Consider the following 23,223-nt stretch of genomic DNA (forward strand, 5'->3'; position numbering starts at 1 on the left):
CACTAATAAGAAAGGATATGAGAAGCACTATTATTTCTGAAATCTTAGACCGGCCTGATGCTTACCTTATTATCGAAGAAATAAAATCTGCATTAGACCGAGAGAAAGAAAACCGGCTAAAATTTTATGACGCCATCGCCGAAAACGACAACGTTGAATTTATCAATGGCGAAATTGTTGTTCAGTCAAATGTAACAATGCGACACAATCAAGTGACGGGATTGCTACTCTGTCTTCTCAATATATATGTAGATAAGTCGGAACTCGGTTTTGTCGGATCTCAAAGGTTAATGATCTCGTTAACGCGCAATGACTATCTGCCGGGCATTTGCTTTTTTCGCCAAAAAAAGTCGGCTCAATTCACCGATGATCAACTGTATTTCCCAGAGCCTGACCTTGTCATAAAAGTACTTTCCGACTCCACAGAAGCCATTGATCGCGGCTTGAAGTTTCAGGACTATCAAGCGCACGGAATTGGGGAATACTGGATAATTGATCCAGAACATGAAACATTAGAGCAGTATCAGTTATTAGGAAAGGAATATCAGCTAATTCTAAAATCTGCACAAGGTGATGTGAGAAGCTTCGCAATTGAAGGCTTTCAAATTCCTATCAGAGCCATTTTTGACAATAAAGAATATTTGACAGTACTTCAAAACATATTAGGTTCTCAAAGTTCCTCTACACTTACCCCGCCCAGTTCCTGAAATAACGTTTGCCAGTAATGGGTGACGTGCGGGTTGTTTTCTTTGCTTGATGCGGTGGCTTCAAAGGGTGAGACGATGGTTACCTGCGGTGAGCCGATGGTGTATTTCTCCAATTGTTTTACGTCCTCTTGCGCGTCCTGCTCGGCTTCGGAGTCGGATTTTGGGGGTTTGATGTGGAAATCGCGGCGGTCGGCGCCCTTTACGCTTTCTACCATGTCGCTGAAATAGTAGACTTTTACTTCCGAACCGCTTTCGCCCGCTTTGGCAATGACGGGCAAACTCGCCCAAATGTCGGTCGATTGGTTGGAAGCACCTGTATTTTGCTGATTAAGCTTGGCCAGCAATTGTCTCAGATAAATTCCCTTTTCTTTTTGCAACGAAAGCTGAAATGCGGTTTCAATGCCTTCGCGGTCTGTGGCATTAACGCCTTCTACATTATCTTTTTCACTTCTTACAGTAAGCGATAATGCGCGGGCTTTGGATGTGTTTTCGTGTATAAAATAGACTTCCAGCTTATCACCCTTATTCTTCATGTTATTTTCAATGATATCGGTCAGCGTCTGGCGATATTTATTATTAACATAGGCCTTGTCCACATGTACGCTTTGCGTTTTGTCTAAAAAGACCAATGTGTACATCGGCGCATCCGGAGCGGCTGGTTTTTCTTGTTCTTTATCACCTCCGCAGGAGCCCAGCGAAAGCATTATTACCGATAGCAACAGCAGCTTCCACTGTGCATTGAAAGTCTTCAAAACAGGCATAGTCACCTTTAAATCCATAGGGTTAAATTGTTGAGCGAAACTAACTGGTTCACAAATATTACACAACGCGAAACGGACGATCGGCTGCATTATTTTATATAAAAACAGAAACCCCTCAAAACGTGTGCCTTGAAGGGTTTCTGCAATGTATTTTATAAAATGTTATTTGTGCTGATTCTGGATCATTGTAACCAGCTCTTCTGAGATCCCGGTTGACGAATAACCACCGTCGTGATAGAGATTTTGCATTGTTACAAATTTCGTCAGATCGGAGAACAGTGTGATCGCATAATTCGCGCAATCGTCAGCCGTTGCGTTTCCTAATGGGCTCATTTTCTCAGCAAAGTCATAAAATGCATCAAAACCTTCGATTCCTGAACCAGCTTTGGTTTTGGTAGGAGACTGGGAAATGGTGTTTACACGAACATTCTTCGCTTTTCCGTAACGGTAACCGTAGCTGCGTGCAATGCTTTCCAACATCGCTTTGGCCTCCGCCATATCACTATAAAAAGAATACGTGCGCTGTGCTGCAATGTAGGATAACGCTACAACCGATCCCCACTCATTGATCGCGTCCAGCTTTTCGCCAACCTGTAAAAATTTATGCAGGGAAATTGCAGAAATATCAATGCCTTTTTGCATCCATTCGTAGTTCAGGTCTCCATAGGATTTTCCTTTACGAACATTGACAGACATTCCTATCGAATGCAGGACGAAATCGATTTTTCCGCCCAGAATTTCCATGGATTGTGTATAAAGATTTTCGATATCCTCAACAGAAGTGGCATCGGCGGGAATAATCTGTGCGTCGCATTGTTTGGCCAGATCATTGATTGCGCCCATTCGCATGGCAATCGGCGCGTTGGTCAATGTGAATGTGGCTCCTTCCTCTTTCGCTTTCAGTGCGACTTTCCAGGCGATGGAATTTTCATCCAATGCACCTGAGATAATTCCTCTTTTTCCTTTTAATAAACCGTAAGCCATGTTTTCCTTTTATAATTGATTAATTAGGATAGTCCGTTTAAGGCGGCAAAGTAAAGCATTTTTGGTTTCGAAAACCAGATCCTTTGCCCGATCCGGTTTTCGAAAGCTATTAAATCAAGGCTGTAAAACGCTATTTTCTACTGGTTTAAGGTGCAGCTTTTGCTGAAAAAACTGGTCTGTGGCGTCATACACGCTTTTCAGATCCTTCGAGCGCAACCGGGATGCAATCACGTGGTCGCCGCTCTCGGGAAATGCTTTCAAAACTTTCTGATTATCGGGCGTGCCCAGCTCCGGGAACATTTTTTCAATAGCTTTTACCGAAACCACCTGATCCTGCTCCTCTTCGTTTTTGTAATAATAACCCACAAAAATCGGCATCTTGATTTTCTCAAAAACCTCCGGCCGGGAAATAGCGTCCATCATTTGCTGTAATGTAATGAGGCCATTGGTATGATAGCCCTGCAACCAAAATTGCGCACGCTCCGGAATGCTGTCCCGCGACTTGCTGTATTCACCAATGGCTTTATGCAAAATCTGCTTGCCCCAGGGACGCGTAATGAGCTTTAATGTTGAGTTTTTGACCTCAATACAAGGCGAGTAAAGCACAACGCCTTTGATTTCAGGATGGGTGGCCGCGAGATAAGTGGTTAGCAAGCCTCCCGCAGATGTCCCGATCATGATCACACTGTCTCCCAGCACTTTACCGATCGCCAAAGCGCGTTTTGCCCCTTCCAGGAAATTTTCAGGCGTAAGATCCTTCAAGGCGTTCGTATCCGCAATGCCGGCGTCGTGCATACGCGCCACGTATAGGTTCGCGCCATATTTTTTGGCTAAATCCTTATGAATAGGATCACCCTCCGCCCAGCTGGCGCCAAAGCCGTGAATGTAGACAACGCTATAAGGTGTTTTCTGCTTTTTGGACGAATCGGCCCAGATAATGCGGGCTTCATTGTCGGGTTTAATGTTGGGTGTGGCCTTTTCGGTTTGGTTGATTTCTTGTTCCAATGCGGTCAAATTACTGGTTACCGCAGGCAAAACGGGCGTGAGTTCAGCCTCCGGGACTTTCGGTCCGACGAGGTAAACGATGCCCAGGACCGCGATGATTCCAACAATCCAAAGTAGGAATTTTAACATTTTTTATGAGTTAAGAAGGTTTATCAATATTATCTTGCAAACATAATTTAATTATCCTTCCCCATGCCGAATCTTTTACTCGTCGAGGACGATGCCAACCTGGGATCTTTGCTTCAGGAATATTTGATAGATAAAGGCTTTCCTACCGATTTAGCTACTGATGGGCAAAAAGGCTGGCAATCATTTGTAGACAAATCCTACGACCTCTGCATTTTCGATGTGATGATGCCTAAAAAAGATGGGTTTTCTCTTGCTAAGGAAGTGAGAATGACCGGTCGTGACGTGCCCATTATCTTTCTGACAGCAAAGTCCATGAAAGAGGACACCATGCAGGGTTTTCGGGTGGGCGCAGATGATTATGTAACAAAACCGTTTGATAGGGAAGAGTTGTTGTTACGCATAGAAGCCATTTTGCGCCGCTATAAAAAACAGCCCGACGCTCCGGAAGAAGCGAAGACATTTCAGGTAGGTCAATACACATTTGATTATGACCATCAGCAGCTTTCTGCAAATGATAAATCGGTGCGGTTGACTAGTAAGGAGTCTGAATTGTTAAAATTGTTTTGCCAAAATCTCAATCAGCCGATCAGCCGCAGTTTTGCTTTGAAAACGATCTGGGGTGATGATTCCTATTTCAATGCACGGAGCATGGATGTTTACATTACCAAATTGCGAAAATATCTCCGTGAGGACACTTCTATCCAAATCATGAACCTGCACGGCGAGGGTTTCAAGTTGATGGTGGGCTAATTCAGGCCTCTAATTTTGGGTAAAGAATTTCAAAAAACGTTTTTGCCGGAAACTCTAACATTTTCCGGATGGTTCTTTACCTAGTCACATAGTAAAAATGCCGACAGCCGACCGCTGATCGCCGCAAGCCAATCAATCATGATCAATATATCCCGTCGTCCGCGACGCAATAGAAAATCTTCTGCCATCAGGGATCTGGTTCAGGAAACGACGCTTCAGGTTTCTGATTTCATTTATCCAATGTTCGTTCAGGAAGGCACAAACCTTAAAATTGAGGTGAAATCCATGCCCGGCATCCACCGTTATTCGCTGGATAATTTGCTGGAAGAACTGAAAGAAGTGACAGACCTGGGCATCCGCGCCATTGACCTTTTCCCTAATTATCCTGAAAGCAAAAAAGACCGTTTTGCCTCTGAAAGTCATCAGGAGCACACATTTTATCTCAAAGCGATCACCGCTGTCAAGGAAAAATTCCCCGAACTGGTCATTATGACGGACGTTGCCATGGACCCATACAGCTCTGATGGTCACGACGGTTTGGTTGAAAACGGTAAGATCCTGAATGACGCCACATTGGAAATCCTGGGCAACATGTCACTCGCGCAAGCCAAAGCAGGCGCCGACATTCTGGGACCGAGCGATATGATGGACGGGCGCGTCGGATACATTCGTAAACATCTTGACGATCATGGCTTTACGGACGTAAGCATTATGTCCTACTCAGCCAAATACGCCAGCGCATTCTACGGACCTTTCCGCGATGCATTGGAATCCGCACCAAAATTCGGGGATAAAAAAACCTACCAAATGAACCCGGCCAACAAGCGTGAAGCATTGCTCGAAGCGCAGCTGGACTTCGAAGAAGGCGCTGATATGCTGATGGTTAAGCCCGCATTATCCTATCTCGACATCATCCGCCAACTAGACGAAAACTTCGACATCCCCATAGCCGCCTACAACGTCTCAGGCGAATACGCCATGATAAAAGCTGCCGCAGCAAACGGCTGGCTCGACGGCGACCGCGCCATGATGGAAGTCCTCACCAGCATCCGCCGAGCCGGCGCAAAATGCATATTAACATACTTCGCGAAGGAAGCGGCGGTGATTTTGAATGGTCGTTAGCAGCCATTTCTATTTATTGCGGAAAAAGCTATATTTGTTAGAACAAGAAATACAGCTATGCAGCACACCATTCAAATCAACACATCTCAGCTCGATGCCAAGTTTTTGACATCTATTAAGTCTATTTTTGGTAAGCGGGACGTGAAAATAATTGTTGAAGACATTGAGACAAGTCACTCTGAATCAAAGCATTCGGAGGTAAAAAGATTTCTCGATCACAGAAAAAATCGTCCTTCCGAAGTGATTTCGGATCAGAAGGATTTCAATGAAGTGATCAGCGATATCAATTTATAGTTAATGCAATATTTTGACTCCGATGTGATCTTTAATTATGCTGTAATTCAAGATCCCCTAAAACACGAACAAGCTAACAAACTGATACTGAATGCAATTGCGGAGGATCAGTTTGTTATTTCTACGCTTGTCATTCAGGAAGTTGGTTATGGATTGGCAAGGTTTGATTTGAAAAGCGATGTAATTAAGTATGAGCTTGATTATTTGCTTTCTCTGAATGTAACAAGCATTCATAAGCAGCATTTGTCGAGAGCTTTGCAACTGTCTGAGTCGATTGGTTTCAAACACATTAATGATTGTCTCCATGCAGCGGTTGCGGAAAGCTTGAATTGCGACGTGTTTTATACTTATAACAAGTCAGATTTTCGTCGTATTCAGAAAATGAGTCCCTTAGACATTATCATATTGTAACTCAAAAATTTTCAAAGTTAAAGCACCTAATTTCTCCATGAAATTTAATAAAAACTTCCTCCTGTTTATTTGCTGTCTGCCTTTATTAAACCAAACAGCCTACGCTCAAAAGAAAACCAACTCCCTTCCCGAATTCCAGATAAAAAAGGCTGACACAGAAGCGCATATGCGGTTTTTGGCGGCGGATGAATTGTTGGGGCGCAGGACTGGGGAACAGGGGAACCTTGTGGCGGCGCGGTACATTGCGGAGCAGTTCAGGAAGCTGGGCGTGGTGCCGGTTCCGGGAAATGGGACAAATAATTCGACTTATTTCCAGAATGTCCCTTTTGAGAAAATGGGCGCTAATGGAAGTGGGGAGATCATTGCGGATGCGGAGGTGATGAAAAGTGGCGTGGACTGGATCCTGATGAATGGCGATGAGATGACTGTTAAGGCGCCCATCGTTTATGCGAGTTTTGGTTTGGTTAATGCCGTTAAAAATCAGGACGATTATAAAGATCTGGATGTGAAAGGTAAGATTGTGCTGGTGGAAAGCGGCACGGCAGAGACGCAGACGCCGCGCGAAATTATCAATACTTCCAATGAAAAGCGTAAAAAGGCGATGGATAAAGGCGCCATTGCGATGATTGAATTGTTCAATGCACCTATCCCCTGGAATGTGGTAACCAAAAACTTTTCTGGTGAGAAATTGTCGTTGATCGAGGGAACAGGAGCTGAAAAATCTATTCCGCACGTTTGGATCAATGGTAAAGAAGCCAAATATGCACGGGCATTGCGGGCCGCGAAAGAGGTTGAGTTCAAAACCTCCGGTCGGAAATCACAGACTGTTAATAGCTACAATGTCGTAGGTTACATTGCCGGAACCGATCCAAAACTTAAAGAAGAATATGTGTTGTTAAGTGCTCACTACGACCACATTGGCATAGGAAAGCAAGGCGGACAACCTTACACAGCGGAGGACAGCATTTTCAATGGAGCGCGGGACAATGCTTTTGGAACCGTTGCTTTACTCACTGCTGCTGAGGCACTTACGAAAAACCCGCCGAAGCGCTCAGTGCTGATTGTCGCATTGACAGGTGAAGAAATTGGCTTGCTGGGAAGCAAATACTACGCTTCTCATCCGCTAATGCCTTTGAACAAATGTATTTTTAACATTAACTCGGACGGCGCAGGTTACAATGACACGACCATTGTTTCTGTAATGGGCTTAGACCGGACCGGAGCGCGGGCGGAGATTGAGGCGGCTTGCAAAGCATTCGGCCTGGGCATTTTTGCAGACCCTTCGCCAGAACAAGGTCTATTCGACCGTTCAGATAATGTGAACTTTGCAAAAGAAGGAATCCCTGCACCGACATTCACGCCTGGTTTTAAAGAATTTAATGGTGATATCATGAAAAACTATCACCAGGTTTCTGATAATCCCGAGACGATTGATTTTAACTATTTACTGAAATTCAGCCAGGCTTATGCTTATGCAACGCGGCTGATCGCAGATAGAAATGTGGCTCCGCAATGGAGTGCGGGCGATAAGTATGAAGCGGCTGCTAAGAAGCTGTATGGTAAGTAGCACATTGTCCGTGAACCTATTAGCCTGTCATGCTGAGCGTAGCCGAAGCACGTTACCCCCAGGAGTAGCGTGCTTCGGCTCCGCTCAGCATGACAGGGCATTGGACGATCTACATCTTATTATAAAAATCAAACACGTTTTTCAAATCAAGGTCGCTCTTTAGGGTGGCCTTGTTTTCTTTTAGGTAAGCTTCAACTTCCTTTTCTTTATCTGCCATCAGCGCCAAAACAGCCTTCTTGCCAGCATTAAACTTCTCTGGCTTGCTGTTTGAAATCACATAATAATCACTATCCAGCCGCACAATCGTGTTTTTCTGGCCGGTTCCGAAGCCTGGGTTGTAGTTGGGTTTTGTGATTTTGGGTTTGTAATGTTTTATCAAGGTTAGTTTGCCGGAGCTGAGGACTTCGCAAACGCCTTTGAGACCCGTATCGGGAGTTAGAGATTTGATGCTGACGAAGCGTTGTGACGTCCCGCTATTTTTGGTTTCAAAACTCTTTATATAACTGGATTTAATGACCCGGACGTCATTCTTTTTGGCTAGCACTTCCAACTCATCGTTCAGGACATTATAGCGAATGGTTATGCCCGCCAGACTGTCTGATTCCATGCCTCCGAACTGGGTCATAGGTGTATTGAGCTTAACGGATCCTTCATGCCATAATGAATCAATGTAGAAGTCGCCGATCACATCGGAGGATTCGGTCGGGGATGACCAAAAAACACCGGATCTGTCCGTATTAAGGCCTTTTCCGGTTGCTACGCCTACTTTTGTTCCTTCGCTCAGTTGTGCTTTTACAGCGCCGACGGAACATGTCAGCGCTGCTAGTATGCTTAGAAAATATTTCATCTGGTCAAACTTTTGGCTTGCAGTTCAACATTATCTTGCTCCCGGAGGGCAATTCTTTTTAAGATAATCCGTGAATAAGCTTCTCAAATGCTTTGATGTCCCTTCGCCTTCTGAAATGCCATGCGAGCGGTTAGGGTAAGGCATGAATTGGAATACTTTATCATGTTTAATGAGCTCGTTGACAAGCATTTCAGCATTTTGATAATGCACGTTATCATCTCCTGTTCCATGAATGTAAAGCAGGTTTCCTCTCAGATTTTTGGCATGCGTAATCGGCGAGCCTTTCACAAAATCTTCGCGGTTCTCCTGCGGAACGCCCATATAACGCTCCTGATAAATGTTGTCGTAAGTCAGCTGATTGGCCACAGCGGCTACGGCAATGCCGGTTTTGAAATGCTGCGGATATTGGAACAACAAATTCAATGTGGACGAGCCGCCACCGCTCCATCCATGTACGGCAACGCGACTGGTGTCGATGAACGCATATTGCTTGAACATGGCCGTTGCGGCGCCGTCGATATCCTTAATGTTGATCGTTCCGATGTTTTTATAAATCGCTTTCCGCCAGGCAGCTCCTTTTGGCGACGGCGTTCCGCGGTTGTCGACAGAAGCATAAATGTAACCATCATCGGCCATGCTTCCTGAATAAAGGCGGTTGCGGCCCGTTCCATAAACGTCTTTCACGGTGCTTCCAGCTGGCTCACCATAAACCATAAACACGATCGGATATTTTTTAGCCGGGTCAAAGTTGGTTGGTTTCACCATCCAGGCGTCTATTTCAACTCCTTCCGCAGTTTTTACCTTGAAAAACTCAATGTTTAACTTCGCAGCATTGATCTTGTCGGTGGATTGTGCAATGGAGTTTGCCGGGTCTATTGAAACGTGCTTTGGCAAAGATATCCACTCCTGTAACGGGGCGGTTTTGGCGTTGGAAAACTGATGTCTGGCAAATTTTCCACCCGGAGAAATCTCATAACTATGTGTTCCCGACTGATTGGCAGGCGTTATGCGCTCCGCTTTCCCTTTTCCGTCCAGTGAAATTTTATACAAATACGTCTGTGTAGCATTATCAGGCGATGCGGTGAAGTAGTAGACATTGTTTTTCTCATCAATGCGCACCGGATTGATCATATCGAAGTTTCCGATGGTGATCAAAGTCTCTTTTTTCCCATCACGGCTTACGCGATAGGTGTGGCGCCAGCCATCTTTTTCACTAACCCAGAGGAACTCCTTGCCATTGTTAATCCAATCCCAGCCCATCGGGTCATTTTCCCAACGGCTTTTAATGTCAATCCAGGCGGCGTCTTTCTCTGTGTAAAATGGTTTTGCACTTCCGTCGGTTGTATTAATGTATAACAGTGTGCTTTCGTTTTGTTTGCGGTTTAATTGCTGGATCACCAGCTCATTCGGCATGCCAGACCACTCCATTCTAGGCACATAAGTGTTTTGCGGATCGCCTGGAATGTTCATCCATTTGGTTTGCGCGCTTGCAATGTCTACAACGCCAATTTTATAAGGAGAAGGCGTTTCACCCACTTTCGGATATTCCACAGGAACATTAAATGAGTAGATAGAATCTGTGGTGTTGATCATCAGGAAGTTGCGGATCTTGCGCGCATCCAGTTGCCAGTAAGCGATGGATTTGCTGTCGCCGCTCCAACGGAAACCATCGCGGCAATCGAATTCCTCTTCGTAAGCCCAGTCAAATGTTCCGTTAATGACGCGGTCGGTGCCGTCGGTGGTAAGTTGTTTTATTTCACCACTTTGAATGTCTTCCGCATATACATTGTGCTTGCTTACATAACCTGCTTTTTTCCCATCCGGGGAGAATTTTGCGAACATTAAGGAGGATGCCGGCAATCCTTTGCCGAGCTGTTTCAATGTTTTACCAGCAACATCAAAAACCCAATAATCCCCACGCGTCTGATAACGCCATACGCGCTTTGAATTGGTGTATATCAACACTTTATCACCCGACTGGCTCATGGTGTAACTCCTGATTTCCATTGGAGACCCATCTGCTTTTTTAAGTACATCCTGTGCTACGATCACTTTTTCTTGTCGGGACGGCAATGTAGTTTCTACAATTCCCTGCTCGGTAACATCACGATAGCCGGTTCCGTCGGGGAGCCATTGAAATGTATCCGGAATTTGGGCTTGAATTTGAAAAGTAAGCAGTATTAAGATTAATGTGCTGACAAAGTGCTTCATCTGAAAATTTTGGTAAATAGATAGTAGGACAACTAAGTTACACAAACTTAATATATTTGGTCAGAACGATCCGATTTTTACTCTTTTGCCTTGGAGCGCTTCTGTTTTTTCAACGCCTCGCTCAGCAAAAATTCGATCTGACCATTCAAACTACGAAAATCCTGCTGTGCCCAAGCTTCGAGTTCTTTGAGCATATCAGGATTTACGCGTAAAACAAATGCTTTTTTTTCTGCCATATTAAGGATACAAAGTGCCCGCGTTCAGGATCGGGGTTGCCGCTTTTTCACCGCAAAGTACAACAAGCAAATTGCTTACCATAGCCGCTTTCCGCTCTTCATCGAGCTGGACAATCCCTTTTTCGGAAAGCATGGCCAAAGCCATATCCACCATTCCTACCGCTCCGTTCACAATCTGCCTGCGCGCTGCCACAACGGCCGACGCTTGCTGGCGCTGTAACATGGCCCCCGCGATTTCCGGGGCGTAAGCAAGGTGACTAATGCGTGATTCCAGGACATCAATGCCGGCACGGCTCAAACGTTCGGTGAGTTCGGCTTCCAGCATTTCATTGATTTTTCCGCTTCCGTCGCGTAATGTTACTTCCTGGATTTGCAGGTCTTCATCTTCCATCGTGTCATACGCATACACTCCGGCGAGATGCCTTACCGCTGCTTCCGACTGGATTTCAACATATTTTACATAGTCGTCCACCTCAAAAGATGCCTTTGCAGTGTCACCCACGCGCCATACCACCACGGCGGCGATTTCGATGGGGTTACCAAGCTTGTCGTTTACCTTTAATTTCTGACCATTGAGGTTTCTGGCCCGAAGGCTGATTTTTTTCCTCCGAAACAGTGGGTTAACCCAGCGCAAGCCACTTTGCTTCATGGTGCCCATATAGTCTCCGAAAAAGGTGGTCACAACGGCTTCATTGGGGTTAATGACCGTGAGGCCAATCAGAATTATAAACCCTATTCCGAAAACCAGGCCACCACCAAGCACAGTGCCGGCTGCCGCAACAAGGCCGACGCCACCAAACATTAAGAGCAGGCCCAGCCCAAAGAGCGCATAACCTGAGGACGATCGTAATTCTTTCTCATTCATGGTCATAATATGATAGTAAAGTGATATCACAATATTATCAAATCAGGATCAGATTCTGTTATTTTTTAGGACAAAAAAATTCCAAAGCTTTTGACCGGCTTTGGAATTGGATAAGTGGCGGATTGGGTGATTCAATTTATCTGAAAATTGATTGGCAAATTGTATCTGACCCTGACAACCTTCCCGCGCATCATGCCAGGCTCCCACATTCCGCTCATTTTCTTTACTACACGCAACGCTTCATCGTCGAGCCCGAACCCTACGCCGCTTTCGACCTTATACTCACACATGCTGCCGTCTTCGCAAACGACAAACGACAGATATACACGGCCGGTGACGCCCCGTTGCGATGCATCCATGGGATAACGGATGTTCTCGCCTAAAAACCTGTACATTTTAGGAAGCCCGCCCTTGAACTGCGGCTGCACGATCGCGTTATCGTAAGTCCGTTTTTCTCCATCTTCGTAAGCGATCCCCTGTTGCAGATTTCCCTTATCATCATATGTTTCCTCGTAATGCAGCGTTCCGTCTGTCCATTTGCCAGACCATTTTCCACTTTTCCGGCGCTTTGTAACCGGGCCTTCTTCAATGAGCACTTTGGATGCGCTGATTCTGGTAATTGAATTCCAATAACCCTCACCATCCTTTACAATCTGAGTCCCATCCCTGTTCCAGGCATCGGCAAACATGCGCTCACGATATTCATTGTCTTTCATCGCCGGGACTTCCGTAACTGTGCAGATCTGCCCATTGTCGTACCAGGACAATTGCAGGCTTGCGCTGTCACCAACAATGGTGATATCCCTTACCATACCATTCAGGTCATACTTTTTGATCAATGATGCTTTATTGCCAGGACCGTATTCGGTGTAAGCGAGTAGTTTCCCGTTCATCTGAAATGTGGCTTCTGACGAGTGACTGGCCTCATTATCATCCCTGGCAATGATTTGGTAAGCTTGCACGGAGTCGATACCGCTTTGCCGAAAATCGAGATTATACCAAATGTCTTTCTTCTTAAAAGGGACACGGGCAACCTCTTTCCATTTAGATCCCTTCAATTGCTCATAGATCACGTCATTGTTGATATAACCCTGATCATTAACGGCCATTACACTCCTGTATTCATACTTTTTGGGATCTTTTGCAACCCTGAAACGGCCATCGAAATAATTGATGAGCGCAGATCTGGTGCTGTCGAAGCTGGTATTTGGGGGTGTTTTAAAAGCAATGGGATAAATCATAGATTGCCGCACTTTCTCACCATTCAAAGTTGCCGGTTTCCAGGCTTTATACAGGCTCATCAGGCGGAGGGCTTCTTTATTGGTCAGGGAATCCAGTCCTTTTGATATTTCGAGCTGCGACATGCTTCCATCCGGTTCAACAATTCCTTTCACATAAACGCGGCCATTGATTCCCTTCACCCCGCTTAAAAATGGAATCTGCAAATTGGACGCAATAAATTGGCTTAAATAAGCAATGCCGCCGGTTGGCTCCGCGCCCTTTTCAACTTCGTGGGGAAGGTAGATTTTTTGCCCGTAAACAGATGCACTGAACAGGCAGAATAAGAGAAGAAGTCGGTTCATAGATTGTAAAAATATTCAATCAAATATAAAAAAAGTATTCTTTTGAATTTCATATGTAACCGTAAATAACCCCCAAATACTTCTACAAGCAGGTTTTAAGAGTTTGCAAGCAAATTCTTAACCATCTGATAACCTGCCAGTAACATCCAGGTAATGTTAAATGAGAATATTTGTAATATGGGAGATACAACTCACTTCAGAACAATCATCATTTCTGACTTACACCTCGGAGCAGGTGGTTCGAAGGCGGAAGAGGTTACTAATTTTTTGAAAAGCTATTCCTGCAAAAAGCTTATCCTGAACGGCGACATCATTGATGCCTGGCAACTGAAAAAATATGGGGTCTGGAAACGGAAGCATACCATGTTTTTCAAGCGGGTTTTGAAGATGATCGAGGAAAACAAGACCAAGGTGATTTACATCCGCGGAAATCATGACGATTTCCTGGATCAGATCATCCCGCTGAGGCTTGGAAAGCACTTCCAGATCCGGAAAGATTACATTCTCACCTCAGGTTCTCAACGATATTATATTACACACGGCGACGTTTTTGACTCTATTACCACACACCTGAAATGGCTCGCTTACCTGGGCGATATGGGTTACACATTTCTTTTATGGGTAAACAAGCTCTATAACCGATATCGCGAATGGCGGGGGTTATCGTATTATTCACTCTCACAGCGCATCAAGCAGTCTGTAAAGATGGCGGTGAACTATATGACAGATTTTGAAGAGAAGCTTACCGAGCTGGCCCGTTCCAGAAATTGCGATGGCGTGATCTGCGGGCACATCCATCACCCTGCAATCCGCGAAATCGACGGCATTATGTACATGAATTCCGGCGACTGGGTAGAAACATTAAGCGCACTGGTTGAAGATTTTGAAGGAAACTGGAGCCTGCTTTATTACGACCAGCATACGGTTCAGGAGAAGGGTTCCTCCAAAAAATCGGCGAACAAAACGATCATTGAAAATTTCCCCGCAAGCATGGATAAGCAGGTTGCATTTTCAAGTTTGCTTCCAGGGAAAAACCAGCGGTTCCTATGAAAATCCTTTTCTTGGTTCAGGGAGAAGGGCGCGGACATTTGACGCAAGCCATTTCAATGAGCCAAATCCTGCGGCATGCCGGGCATAAAGTTGCAGCGGCCATGGTAGGCGTATCCCCCGGACGCGTTATTCCGGCTTTTTTTGAGGAACAGGTTGCTGCACCGGTTTTTCATTTCTCTGCACCTAACATTGTTTATAACAGCCAGGCTGAGGGGATTAATTTAAAGGCCACTGTTTACAACTTGCTTAAAAATCACAGCGCCTATTTAGCCGGGCTGCGCCTGATCCACAATACAATTCAGGACATTAAGCCCGATCTGATCATTAGTTTTTACGAGACATTCAGTGGCTTGTATAATGTGCTGTATCGGTCCAAAATTCCGATGGTATGCGTTGCGCATCAGTATCTCTTATTGCATCCAAAATTCATTTTTCCGAAAAACAGCAAGGTTAATCAGCTGATTATCAATTTCAATTCAAAACTTACGTCCTGGCTTGCGGTTAAGCGCCTGGCGTTGTCGTTCCGGGAGATTGAATCGAGGAATGACCTGAAAATAACGGTTGTGCCACCATTATTACGCAAGGAAGTGGTTCAGATGCAGACAATTAGGGAGAATTTCTTCCTGGTTTACATGACACATCACCGCCTTAGCAAGCAAATTATCCAATGGCACCTGTCGCATCCTGAGGTGAGATTGCATTGCTTTTGGGATAATGCGGAGGTTTCCGATGAATTTGTTTATGACGAAACATTAACTTTTCATCGCATTAACAGCAAAAAATACCTCCAAATGCTGGCAAGCTGCACTGCGCTGGTGACGACGGCGGGTTTTGAATCGGTTTGCGAGGCGATGTATCTGGGCAAGCCAGTAATGATGGTGCCCGTTCCCAATCATTTTGAGCAGGAATGTAATGCTATGGACGGCGTCATTTCCGGTGCCGGCGTCACTTCGCGATCGTTTGACCTCTCTGTTATCCTCGACTATTTACCTAAACACCTGGACCAGGCGCAGAAATTTCGCGCCTGGTATCACCGTGGTGAAGCGATGTTCTTGAGAGAAATCGAGTCTTTCGACATAAAAAGTAAAGCAACTGCTGCACAGGTCTAGAAACTGATTCCCAACCTGAGCGCTAGTCGGTTGTAAACCCTGTCTTCCCAGCGTTCCAGCTGATTCCATTGAGGGACTTTGGTAATATGCGCTTCCTGCCGTTTATAGCTCATTGTGAATGTAACTGCCGTGCCGCCCGGCTTGCCCATGCGAAGGCCCAGGCCGGGATTCAACATGAGCCCGCCGGTGGTTCCGAAACCATCGGAGTCATCCTGAAACCATGCAAAGCCGTAACCCGCATCAGCCGTTACGAATAGCTTTACGTCACCTTTGTTCGTCAGATCATATCTGACTCCTGCTGAGATAGGATTCAGCAGCGCTGTTTTATACCAATCTATCCCCACAGTCACACCGGCAGCCAGGCGCTTGCTCAGCATGACTCCGTTGAATGTCTGTAACGTCAGATTTAACCTGTTGTCCACCTGGCTCTGGCCGTTGTTGCCTTGAAAGTCATATTTTACCCTGCCAAACAGGCCGCCGAATTCGGTATGGTTCGTGTATTTCAGCGGAATGTGGTTCTGCGCATGCAAACTGCTCGCCATGAGCAAGGAGCTTGCCATTATTAGAAATGCTAACTTTTTCATCGGGATCGTTTTGAAGAGGAATGCCTAGATCGCTTTGCCGACCGGAATTTTACTAAGCAGCCGCAGATCCTTCGGATTGCTGGAATCGTATTGGTAAAATCCGTCTTTTCCAATGAGCAGTAATGTTTTTCCCAATGAGATCACATCAAAGGCGTCCATATCCTTGAAGTGGGCGAGCAGATTTTTGTCGATTTTGAATTTATCTTTTACATCAAAAACTTTAAGCCCGTGCTCGCCTTCGCAAAGGAACAATGTGGGCGAGTCAATGCTTAAACCGTGCGGATTTTCCATTTGATAGCTTTTGATAAGCTGCGGCGAGGAAGGATTGCTTACATCTACGAGGTCCAGCTGATTCTGCGATCCCTGGCAAAATGTTCCGGTCCTGATCGTTACATAGGCAATGTTATCCTGCACCACCACCGGATCGCACGCGCGGCCGTGCTGGAATGTGGAGAGTTGTTTTGGCTCGGCCGGATTGCTGTTGTCAAAAATGAACATTCCGGTGTTGGAGCCGATGAAAAGCTTGTTGTCGTGCGGGAAAATGGTCTCAATCCCCCACCCGAAGTTTATGGTTGAAAAATCTTTTGGTTTCGAGGGAATAGCAACATCAAAAAGATGCAGGCTGTTTTGTGTTACTGTATAAAGGAAGTTCTGATGCAGTGCAAACCGCGCCATAGAGCCTGCTTTTCCACTGCTTCCGCCGGAACTGGGCGCCGATGACGATGATCCGGAAAACGACGACTGAGCAAAGGAGTCATTCATCCATCCGCCCCACCAGCCCGGATTTACACCTTCCTCGCAATTTACAGTCACCGTTTCAGTTACAAAATCTACATTCTGATCGTTAATAGCGCCCATTGTTTCGTTCAATGTCCAGGTGCCGCCATCGAAAAGGCCGTTTTTGAAGACATTCTTAATCCGTTGCATTTCTTTTGGATTCGAAGGATCGCTGATGTCAATCGCGAGGAGATCCGAAAAGCTGTCGGCATACAGAATGTTGTCACGAACAGCCATATCACCGTTTCCAGGTATACGGATGAAGGTTATAAATTCGGGGTGCGATTTGTCTTTGTTATTGATGATGTGAATGCCTGATTTGATCTCATTTACAAAAAGATAATCGCCCTTAATGTACATTTTACCCGGCCGTTCCAGCGCTCTGGGTGATTCGTTCTTAACCATGGTCCGCAGCTCCAGAAGAGAGTGTGTAACATTGGTAAAGCGCCTGGTAATACGCGTTTCCTTGCATTGGTCATTGCACGACCAGCACATTGCAGCAAGAAATAATAACAAGAGTAAAGGATTAGGTTTCATAGCAGTTAGATTATAGAGGCCAGCAATAATTACATTTAAACTTGACTTATTGCATGACACGTTGATTTTGTAAATGGTTGTAATACAAAACAAAATCGTCCGAAAGCAAGGCCTCCGGACGATAACGCACCCCGAAAATGCCAGGACTACCGGCATTTTTTATCTTTAATATCTTATGAGCTAACCGCTCACCCTATTTGCTTTCCGGATTCTTGATCCTGCCCATGAAAAGGATCGTATTGGATGTATTTTCGCTGATGATCAGTGCAAACGGACGATCACAAAGCACCTGTTGGTTCGGGCCAACTGATGTAAGGCCCACGCCGATTGAAGTCACTGCCGCAGCTTCTGTTCCTTTTTCATCAATGCCTAAGTAGGCGTCTTGCTTCACGAAATCCACAAACAGGTCCGCTTTCGGATTTATTTTGCCCAGTTCGGCTTGGGTAGTAAATGCTTTTTGAATGCCCATTTCTCTCAGAGTTTCTTTCAGCTGAGCCGAATATTCTAATGTAAATCTGGGTAAGCCTACTTCAATGTTTGCTTCCTGCATTCCGGTGCGAATCCGGTCCCAGTCGCTTGCACTGACGCTTGTGAGCATTTTATCCACCGTATTTTGTCCTCTCGGAACGAGCAATGTCATATTGTACTGCCCGTTTCCATACGGAAGCTGGACCGCCGAATAGGTTTCGGTGCTGGTTGTTTTAAATTTTGATTTGATAAACATCATTTTAACTGGCTTACCGCTCCCGTTTTCCAGCTTAAATGTTTCTTCTCTGGTATTCTTGGCGTCAAACTGATATTTCCAGTCTCCTTTGAAATACAATGCGTTCAGCAGGAACATGATGTGCTCTGGCTTGATCTCATCTATTACTTTTTTGATCTTACCATTCGTTTTATCACTTGCCCATTGGTTAATCTTGTCTTTGGCTGCATCATCGAACGAAAGACCGGTTGCCTCTGCATTGAAGGAATTTTTCAAAACAGATTGAAAGTCGGGCTGCACACTGAAACCGCTTTTATACCAAAGGGAATTTGCGAGGCCAAGGAACACTTTCGAATCTGCGATGGGCAGATCGTTAAGCAGCGTTTTGTAAGCATTGTTAAGATCTGTGAGCGAAACGCCTTCCATTTGCAGGCTTTTCAGTATTTCGTCGGCCGTTTCCTTCTCGGCTCCATTGAGCAGCATGCCCAATGCCATATGCAGGCTCAGCGGTGATACGAACAGATTTTTGTCCGAAGCCTCTGTCTGCTGTAAGGTGTGAAGGAATTGAAATGAAAATTCATTTGTCCCTGCTGAAATACGGGATGGAACCTGAACCGGATAAATCGGGTCCGGCAAATTATCCGGACCCGGATTGTCGTTGGTACAACTGATGATCGTACCGGCAATGATTCCTGGGATTAATAATGTTTTAAGAATCTTGTTCATGGCTAATAGATTGTTTTTAATCTACATTATCCTAGAAACTCAAAATCAAAAAATGGTTGGAACTGATTTGGATTTATTTCAAAAAGAATAGCGCATTCCCCATGAAACGCCGTACAGATACGGCCGTGAATCCAGGCTCTGAGTAGACCGGAAACCTGATGTTACCGATTTCTGATATGACCCTGTCAGGTTTGCATTCCAGCGCGGGGAAAGCCTGTAATTAAATCGCAGGCCGGTTGTGGCTGCCCAGTTCATGCTTCTATAAATCTCGTCGCTGGCCTTAGTGGTGATAATTTCACCCGATGCGGATTCCAGCTCATTGCTAAGGAAGAAATTGGCCATCATACCGCCCAAAATAGAAGCATTAAACTTTTTCTCGGGATAAATAGTAAATCCTGCCTGAACGGGCAGCTGCAAATACTGATAATTGTTGCTTACTGTTTTGGCTACATCAATATAGAGCGCGCCGTTGTTGACAAAATCCTGCGTTTTCCCCTGGTTCATTCCGTCATAGCTCGGCGAAAGACCTGCATAAGCATTCTCTAAAACATTGGCAGATTTGTTACTGAATGCATTCAAAACATAGCCTCCGCCCTCGTAAGTTGAGTTGCCTTTTAGATAACTCACACCCATCTCCACCGACCAATGTTTGGAAAGCCGCATTCCGCCTTGCGTTTGTACGGCATAGGAAGCTCCCGCCTCGCTGGTTCCGGAAACTGCTCTACGCATGGATAATGATTGCCCTGAGAAGCCTACGGGAGCTTCTTTCACTGTAAGATTAGGATTAAATGACGCTGGCATCAGGCTTAGTCCAGCGTAATATTCGGTGTGTTTTACAGGTGTCAGAGGCTCTTCCTTGATAACGTCAGGCTGGAAAAACACATAGCGCTTCTGCATGTGAATGTCCAGGTCGCTGTAAGGTGTTATAGGCAATAATGCGAGCGCCATTGTGGATTCGGCCGGAGCATTCGCAACATTTGCCGGAGCATTAGCGACATCTGCCACACCATTAGCAAGGCCTGCATTGTTATCTATGACCGAAGCCACAGGGGTTTTAGTGTCCGTAAAAGCTGATTTTTCGGATGACGTCGAAGCGGCGCTTTCTGGCGATCTCTCTAATGCTAATGTCTGATTTTCATTGCTGATGGAAGGCTTACGAATAGCTGTTGAGCTTCCCTTCTTGCTTTTCACAACAGCCAGTTGCTCTTGACCGGCATCTGCGCTTGTTTCAGCTTGTCGGCTTTTCTTAGTTGGAGCATCTGTCTCAGCTTGTAGATTGGCCTTCGCATCTGCGCTTGTTTCAGCCTCTCCTATTCCAGCTTCCGGCGTCTGGTTGTCAGTTGTTACACCTTCTTTTGCATTTTGTTTGACAGCAATTTCAGTATTGATCTTACTTCCGTTCATTTCTGAATTGGAATACCAAATCCCACCGCCTACCAGCAACAGTGCTACAATAGAGGCTGCTGCATACCATATCTTAGATGACTGCCACCAAAGCGGCAGTATCATTCCTTTATCCTGTTGATCGAGACGTGCTTCTATGCCCTCCCAAACTGATTGAGGAGGAGCCTCGGAGGCTTCTTTCAAAGCCTTTCGCCACTGATCTTCAAAGTTGTTTATCTCGGACGGATCCATCATTAAATCTTTTTTCTTTGTTCAATTTCTGTTGAAGAAGCCCTCTCGCCCGCGCATATTGCGACTTTGAGGTTCCTTCTGATATGCCCAGCTTTTGGGCTATTTCATTGTGCTGATAACCTTCAATGGCATACAGGTTAAATATGGTCTGACATCCGGTTGGCAACTCTTTTATGACTTCCAAAAGTTGTTTCAACTGAAAATCCCCCAATGTTACTTCCCTATCAGCAATGCCATTATGGTATAAATCAATGTCATCGAGGTCTTTCAGATATTTCTGCTGCCTCAGATGGTTCAATGCTGTGTTCACTACTACAGAACGGAGCCAATACTCTAATGGACTATCGTTTCTGAATGAATCTATATTTTCATAAATTTTAATAAAAGCATCCTGTAAAACATCCTCAGCATCAGTCCGGTTTTTAGTGTAACGCAGGCATATAGCAAACAGCTTGCCCCCGAAGACATCATAAAGTTGTCTTTGGGCAGACCGGTTGCGCTGCTTGCAGCCTTGCACTAATTCCTGTTCGTTAAAGGTCATCCGAAGTTTAGGGGTGCTTCGTTCGGTTTATTGTTATAAAAATCAGCACCGCTATCCCAAAGATAGATGAATACTGCTTCATGGCTAACGCATTGCACAATTCTGACCAGGGCAATTCGTATTAGGTTTGACACGATGCACATTGAAATGGTTGGAAAAAGTAAAAAAGGTTTTTTGATAATGTTTGCTACATTACATGCAGGAACTAATCATTGATACATATCCTTTTATTACAAGTGAAGTAAACGCTAAGGTATTTCTGTACACCTAACTTCTATCACCTATGAGCCAATACATGGTTGAAATTCAACTTCCGGCTGTTATGTCGGAAGATTTTACAGCGAAAATACCTGCTCAAAGAAAAAAGATTAATGAAATGATGGAGCAGGGACGGCTGATGTCCTATGCCCTTTCGGAAGATTACTCCAGACTTTGGTGCGTGGTAAGAGCAGACAGCGAGTTTGAAGTAATGTCACTTGTGTCTGAATTCCCGCTGATTGATTATATGGATCCAAAAATTTCCAAACTCATGTTCAACAATGTGGTTGCACTGAGGTTGCCGATGTTTTCTTTGAACTAGGCCAAAGACCATACAAAAAGCCCTGTTACGAGACCGTAGCAGGGCTTTTTGCTTTAAATCAATTATAGTTTTCGCTCGATAAGTCTGATAATCTTGCCTAATTCTTCGGCATCGACCTCACTGAAATCATTTAATTCATCACTATCCACATCCAGCACCATAGCCACAGTTCCATTCCGGTGAAAAACGGGTAAAACGATTTCTGACTTTGAAGCGGAATTGCAGGCAATGTGGCCCGGGAATTCTTCAACATCGGGCACTATCAATGTTTTTTTCTGGGAGTAACTGGCTCCGCAAACACCTTTGTCGAATGCAATGCGCGTACAGGCGATCGGCCCCTGAAATGGCCCAAGCACCAATTGGCCCTCTTTTACAATATAAAATCCAACCCAAAAGAAGCCGAATGCTTCCTTCAATGCCGCGGCAACATTGGCCAGATTGGCGATGAGGTCACTTTCTGTTGTTACTAATGCTTCAATTTGTGGAAACAGGGCTTTGTAAACCGTCGCTCTGTCTGTGCTTGTGGGTACTATTAGTTCTTCTGCCATATTGGTAAATATCTTTGTCAATTATTGAAACAGGCCCGGAAGTCGATTAGTTACCGCAACCTTTGGAAAAGATAACGGGTTAAATACTAATTTTAAGTCCATTTAGTTTAAAACGAATGATCCAAAGACATATCCTATTAATGGACGGCCCCGATCACAAGGGTTTGATTTACCAGGTTACCCGCATCCTTTTTGCTCATAATCAGAACATTATCCGCAACGATGAATATGTAAGCCCATCCAAATATTTCTTTATGCGGACAGAGTTTGAGGGCGAGACGGACATTGATAAGTTAATGGACGTTCTGAAATCTGATTTACCAGCCGGTCTGAACCTTCGCATTAACCCCAAAAAGAAAAAGGACATTGTGCTCATGGTGACTAAGGAGCACCATTGCTTAGGCGAACTTTTGATCAGATACGCATTTGACGAGCTGGATGCCACAATTCTGGCCGTGATCAGCAATTACAACACATTACAGCCGCTCGTAAGCAAATTCGGCATTCCTTTTCACTTCATTTCCCACGAAAACCGCACGCGGGAAGAGCATGAAGAAGCTATTTTGAGAACACTGGACATTTACCGTCCGGAATATCTGGTTTTGGCCAAATACATGCGCGTCATCACGCCAAATTTTGTCAATCAATTCCCGGACAAGATCATTAACATTCACCATTCCTTCCTTCCTGCGTTCATCGGCGCGAATCCTTACCGACAGGCTTACGAGCGCGGCGTCAAAATTATCGGTGCCACGGCGCACTTTGTAAACAACGATCTGGACGAAGGACCTATCATTGCGCAAGACGTAAAGTCAGTGGATCACCGGCAAACTGCGTCGGATATGGCTACATTAGGAAGGGATACGGAAAAGGGCGTTTTGTCGAAGGCGTTGAAGCTGGTTTTCAATGATCGCGTGTTTATTCACGGCAACCGAACCATTATCCTGTAACAAGAAAAAAG

The 23,223-nt window shown here is 45.1% G+C and carries 24 protein-coding genes; 10 read left to right on the forward strand and 14 right to left on the reverse strand.

Annotated elements, in window-relative coordinates:
- The first annotated feature begins 17 nt into the window (after positions 1-17).
- A complete protein-coding gene (locus tag LZG74_RS24660) occupies positions 18-707 on the forward strand; it encodes a Uma2 family endonuclease (protein WP_233799125.1) in 690 nt (229 codons plus the stop codon).
- On the opposite strand, the gene LZG74_RS24665 is transcribed toward LZG74_RS24660, so the two are convergent.
- The 3 genes from LZG74_RS24665 to LZG74_RS24675 form a co-directional block, all read right to left on the reverse strand.
- Positions 671-1,486 carry a hypothetical protein gene (locus tag LZG74_RS24665; protein ID WP_409014524.1) on the reverse strand — a complete coding sequence of 272 codons (816 nt, stop codon included), beginning with the start codon at positions 1,484-1,486 and terminating at the stop codon, positions 671-673. The genes LZG74_RS24660 and LZG74_RS24665 overlap by 37 nt on opposite strands.
- Positions 1,487-1,630: 144 nt before the next feature.
- Positions 1,631-2,452: an enoyl-ACP reductase gene (locus tag LZG74_RS24670; RefSeq protein ID WP_026631967.1), complete on the reverse strand. Its 822-nt coding sequence runs from the start codon at positions 2,450-2,452 to the stop codon at positions 1,631-1,633.
- A gap of 114 nt (positions 2,453-2,566) precedes the next feature.
- On the reverse strand, positions 2,567-3,586 hold the full coding sequence (locus LZG74_RS24675; RefSeq protein WP_233799126.1) for a carboxylesterase: 1,020 nt from the start codon (positions 3,584-3,586) through the stop codon (positions 2,567-2,569).
- A gap of 63 nt (positions 3,587-3,649) precedes the next feature.
- On the opposite strand from LZG74_RS24675, the gene LZG74_RS24680 reads away from it, so the two are divergent.
- The 5 genes from LZG74_RS24680 to LZG74_RS24700 all read left to right on the forward strand — a co-directional run bounded on the left by LZG74_RS24680 (position 3,650) and on the right by LZG74_RS24700 (position 7,730).
- Positions 3,650-4,336, forward strand: a complete 687-nt coding sequence (locus LZG74_RS24680; RefSeq protein WP_233799127.1) for a response regulator transcription factor — start codon at positions 3,650-3,652, stop codon at positions 4,334-4,336.
- 138 nt (positions 4,337-4,474) lie between these two features.
- The gene (hemB, locus tag LZG74_RS24685; RefSeq protein WP_233799128.1) at positions 4,475-5,458 is read left to right on the forward strand and encodes a porphobilinogen synthase; all 984 of its coding nucleotides are present in this window, start codon (positions 4,475-4,477) and stop codon (positions 5,456-5,458) included.
- Positions 5,459-5,515: 57 nt separating this feature from the next.
- A complete protein-coding gene (locus LZG74_RS24690; protein ID WP_233799129.1) occupies positions 5,516-5,752 on the forward strand; it encodes a hypothetical protein in 237 nt (78 codons plus the stop codon).
- Between the two features lie 3 nt (positions 5,753-5,755).
- Positions 5,756-6,163 carry a PIN domain-containing protein gene (locus LZG74_RS24695; RefSeq protein WP_233799130.1) on the forward strand — a complete coding sequence of 136 codons (408 nt, stop codon included), beginning with the start codon at positions 5,756-5,758 and terminating at the stop codon, positions 6,161-6,163.
- A gap of 37 nt (positions 6,164-6,200) precedes the next feature.
- Positions 6,201-7,730 carry a M28 family peptidase gene (locus LZG74_RS24700; protein ID WP_233799131.1) on the forward strand — a complete coding sequence of 510 codons (1,530 nt, stop codon included), beginning with the start codon at positions 6,201-6,203 and terminating at the stop codon, positions 7,728-7,730.
- A 109-nt stretch (positions 7,731-7,839) separates the two neighbouring features.
- Here LZG74_RS24700 and LZG74_RS24705 read toward each other — a convergent pair whose 3' ends face one another.
- The 5 genes from LZG74_RS24705 to LZG74_RS24725 form a co-directional block, all read right to left on the reverse strand.
- Entirely contained in the window at positions 7,840-8,577 is a 738-nt protein-coding gene (locus tag LZG74_RS24705) for a hypothetical protein (RefSeq protein WP_233799132.1), read from the reverse strand.
- Positions 8,578-8,607: 30 nt separating this feature from the next.
- The gene (locus LZG74_RS24710; RefSeq protein ID WP_233799133.1) at positions 8,608-10,788 is read right to left on the reverse strand and encodes a DPP IV N-terminal domain-containing protein; all 2,181 of its coding nucleotides are present in this window, start codon (positions 10,786-10,788) and stop codon (positions 8,608-8,610) included.
- Positions 10,789-10,865: 77 nt separating this feature from the next.
- Positions 10,866-11,024, reverse strand: a complete 159-nt coding sequence (locus tag LZG74_RS24715; RefSeq protein WP_157486768.1) for an Arc family DNA-binding protein — start codon at positions 11,022-11,024, stop codon at positions 10,866-10,868.
- Position 11,025: 1 nt separating this feature from the next.
- Complete coding sequence (locus LZG74_RS24720; protein ID WP_026631960.1) at positions 11,026-11,889, reverse strand: SPFH domain-containing protein; 864 nt, start codon at positions 11,887-11,889, stop codon at positions 11,026-11,028.
- Positions 11,890-12,020: 131 nt separating this feature from the next.
- Positions 12,021-13,472 (reverse strand): energy transducer TonB, encoded by a 1,452-nt coding sequence (locus LZG74_RS24725; protein ID WP_233799134.1) that lies wholly within the window; start codon positions 13,470-13,472, stop codon positions 12,021-12,023.
- Positions 13,473-13,649: 177 nt separating this feature from the next.
- Here LZG74_RS24725 and LZG74_RS24730 point away from each other — a divergent pair, with 177 nt between their 5' ends.
- Together LZG74_RS24730 and LZG74_RS24735 are read left to right on the forward strand one after the other, a co-directional pair.
- Positions 13,650-14,522 carry a UDP-2,3-diacylglucosamine diphosphatase gene (locus tag LZG74_RS24730; RefSeq protein ID WP_233799135.1) on the forward strand — a complete coding sequence of 291 codons (873 nt, stop codon included), beginning with the start codon at positions 13,650-13,652 and terminating at the stop codon, positions 14,520-14,522.
- Complete coding sequence (locus tag LZG74_RS24735) at positions 14,519-15,631, forward strand: glycosyltransferase family protein (protein WP_233799136.1); 1,113 nt, start codon at positions 14,519-14,521, stop codon at positions 15,629-15,631. The genes LZG74_RS24730 and LZG74_RS24735 overlap by 4 nt, the downstream gene beginning before the upstream one ends.
- On the opposite strand, the gene LZG74_RS24740 is transcribed toward LZG74_RS24735, so the two are convergent.
- From LZG74_RS24740 to LZG74_RS24760, 5 genes are all read right to left on the reverse strand, one after another.
- Entirely contained in the window at positions 15,628-16,215 is a 588-nt protein-coding gene (locus LZG74_RS24740) for a hypothetical protein (RefSeq protein WP_233799137.1), read from the reverse strand. The genes LZG74_RS24735 and LZG74_RS24740 overlap by 4 nt on opposite strands.
- 24 nt (positions 16,216-16,239) lie before the next feature.
- A complete protein-coding gene (locus tag LZG74_RS24745) occupies positions 16,240-17,529 on the reverse strand; it encodes an LVIVD repeat-containing protein (RefSeq protein ID WP_233799138.1) in 1,290 nt (429 codons plus the stop codon).
- A gap of 193 nt (positions 17,530-17,722) precedes the next feature.
- A complete protein-coding gene (locus LZG74_RS24750; protein ID WP_233799139.1) occupies positions 17,723-18,958 on the reverse strand; it encodes a serpin family protein in 1,236 nt (411 codons plus the stop codon).
- 78 nt (positions 18,959-19,036) lie between these two features.
- A complete protein-coding gene (locus LZG74_RS24755; RefSeq protein ID WP_233799140.1) occupies positions 19,037-20,596 on the reverse strand; it encodes an outer membrane beta-barrel protein in 1,560 nt (519 codons plus the stop codon).
- Positions 20,565-21,134, reverse strand: a complete 570-nt coding sequence (locus tag LZG74_RS24760; RefSeq protein ID WP_026631952.1) for an RNA polymerase sigma factor — start codon at positions 21,132-21,134, stop codon at positions 20,565-20,567. The genes LZG74_RS24755 and LZG74_RS24760 overlap by 32 nt, the downstream gene beginning before the upstream one ends.
- A gap of 283 nt (positions 21,135-21,417) precedes the next feature.
- Between LZG74_RS24760 and LZG74_RS24765 the strand changes: the two genes are divergently transcribed.
- Positions 21,418-21,714, forward strand: a complete 297-nt coding sequence (locus LZG74_RS24765; RefSeq protein WP_026631951.1) for a muconolactone Delta-isomerase family protein — start codon at positions 21,418-21,420, stop codon at positions 21,712-21,714.
- Between the two features lie 62 nt (positions 21,715-21,776).
- Here the strand turns inward: LZG74_RS24765 and LZG74_RS24770 are convergent, their stop codons facing one another.
- Positions 21,777-22,262: a GAF domain-containing protein gene (locus LZG74_RS24770; protein ID WP_233799141.1), complete on the reverse strand. Its 486-nt coding sequence runs from the start codon at positions 22,260-22,262 to the stop codon at positions 21,777-21,779.
- A gap of 140 nt (positions 22,263-22,402) precedes the next feature.
- Here LZG74_RS24770 and purU point away from each other — a divergent pair, with 140 nt between their 5' ends.
- Positions 22,403-23,212 (forward strand): formyltetrahydrofolate deformylase, encoded by an 810-nt coding sequence (gene purU, locus LZG74_RS24775; protein WP_233799212.1) that lies wholly within the window; start codon positions 22,403-22,405, stop codon positions 23,210-23,212.
- Positions 23,213-23,223: the final 11 nt, after the last annotated feature.

It is taken from the genome of Dyadobacter sp. CY327, assembly GCF_021390415.1.
Lineage (GTDB): Bacteria > Bacteroidota > Bacteroidia > Cytophagales > Spirosomataceae > Dyadobacter > Dyadobacter chenhuakuii.

Excerpts from the sequence above, each read along its gene's own strand:
- LZG74_RS24665 (WP_409014524.1), bottom strand. The coding sequence starts at position 1,486 with ATGGATTTAAAGGTGACTATGCCTGTTTTGAAGACTTTCAATGCACAG.
- LZG74_RS24670 (WP_026631967.1), bottom strand. The coding sequence starts at position 2,452 with ATGGCTTACGGTTTATTAAAAGGAAAAAGAGGAATTATCTCAGGTGCA.
- LZG74_RS24710 (WP_233799133.1), bottom strand. The coding sequence starts at position 10,788 with ATGAAGCACTTTGTCAGCACATTAATCTTAATACTGCTTACTTTTCAA.
- LZG74_RS24715 (WP_157486768.1), bottom strand. The coding sequence starts at position 11,024 with ATGGCAGAAAAAAAAGCATTTGTTTTACGCGTAAATCCTGATATGCTC.
- LZG74_RS24735 (WP_233799136.1), top strand. The coding sequence starts at position 14,519 with ATGAAAATCCTTTTCTTGGTTCAGGGAGAAGGGCGCGGACATTTGACG.
- LZG74_RS24680 (WP_233799127.1), top strand. The coding sequence starts at position 3,650 with ATGCCGAATCTTTTACTCGTCGAGGACGATGCCAACCTGGGATCTTTG.
- hemB (WP_233799128.1), top strand. The coding sequence starts at position 4,475 with ATGATCAATATATCCCGTCGTCCGCGACGCAATAGAAAATCTTCTGCC.
- purU (WP_233799212.1), top strand. The coding sequence starts at position 22,403 with ATGGACGGCCCCGATCACAAGGGTTTGATTTACCAGGTTACCCGCATC.
- LZG74_RS24755 (WP_233799140.1), bottom strand. The coding sequence starts at position 20,596 with ATGATGGATCCGTCCGAGATAAACAACTTTGAAGATCAGTGGCGAAAG.
- LZG74_RS24740 (WP_233799137.1), bottom strand. The coding sequence starts at position 16,215 with ATGAAAAAGTTAGCATTTCTAATAATGGCAAGCTCCTTGCTCATGGCG.
- LZG74_RS24760 (WP_026631952.1), bottom strand. The coding sequence starts at position 21,134 with ATGACCTTTAACGAACAGGAATTAGTGCAAGGCTGCAAGCAGCGCAAC.
- LZG74_RS24730 (WP_233799135.1), top strand. The coding sequence starts at position 13,650 with ATGGGAGATACAACTCACTTCAGAACAATCATCATTTCTGACTTACAC.
- LZG74_RS24720 (WP_026631960.1), bottom strand. The coding sequence starts at position 11,889 with ATGAATGAGAAAGAATTACGATCGTCCTCAGGTTATGCGCTCTTTGGG.
- LZG74_RS24660 (WP_233799125.1), top strand. The coding sequence starts at position 18 with ATGAGAAGCACTATTATTTCTGAAATCTTAGACCGGCCTGATGCTTAC.
- LZG74_RS24770 (WP_233799141.1), bottom strand. The coding sequence starts at position 22,262 with ATGGCAGAAGAACTAATAGTACCCACAAGCACAGACAGAGCGACGGTT.
- LZG74_RS24765 (WP_026631951.1), top strand. The coding sequence starts at position 21,418 with ATGAGCCAATACATGGTTGAAATTCAACTTCCGGCTGTTATGTCGGAA.
- LZG74_RS24690 (WP_233799129.1), top strand. The coding sequence starts at position 5,516 with ATGCAGCACACCATTCAAATCAACACATCTCAGCTCGATGCCAAGTTT.
- LZG74_RS24745 (WP_233799138.1), bottom strand. The coding sequence starts at position 17,529 with ATGAAACCTAATCCTTTACTCTTGTTATTATTTCTTGCTGCAATGTGC.
- LZG74_RS24675 (WP_233799126.1), bottom strand. The coding sequence starts at position 3,586 with ATGTTAAAATTCCTACTTTGGATTGTTGGAATCATCGCGGTCCTGGGC.
- LZG74_RS24750 (WP_233799139.1), bottom strand. The coding sequence starts at position 18,958 with ATGAACAAGATTCTTAAAACATTATTAATCCCAGGAATCATTGCCGGT.
- LZG74_RS24695 (WP_233799130.1), top strand. The coding sequence starts at position 5,756 with ATGCAATATTTTGACTCCGATGTGATCTTTAATTATGCTGTAATTCAA.
- LZG74_RS24725 (WP_233799134.1), bottom strand. The coding sequence starts at position 13,472 with ATGAACCGACTTCTTCTCTTATTCTGCCTGTTCAGTGCATCTGTTTAC.
- LZG74_RS24700 (WP_233799131.1), top strand. The coding sequence starts at position 6,201 with ATGAAATTTAATAAAAACTTCCTCCTGTTTATTTGCTGTCTGCCTTTA.
- LZG74_RS24705 (WP_233799132.1), bottom strand. The coding sequence starts at position 8,577 with ATGAAATATTTTCTAAGCATACTAGCAGCGCTGACATGTTCCGTCGGC.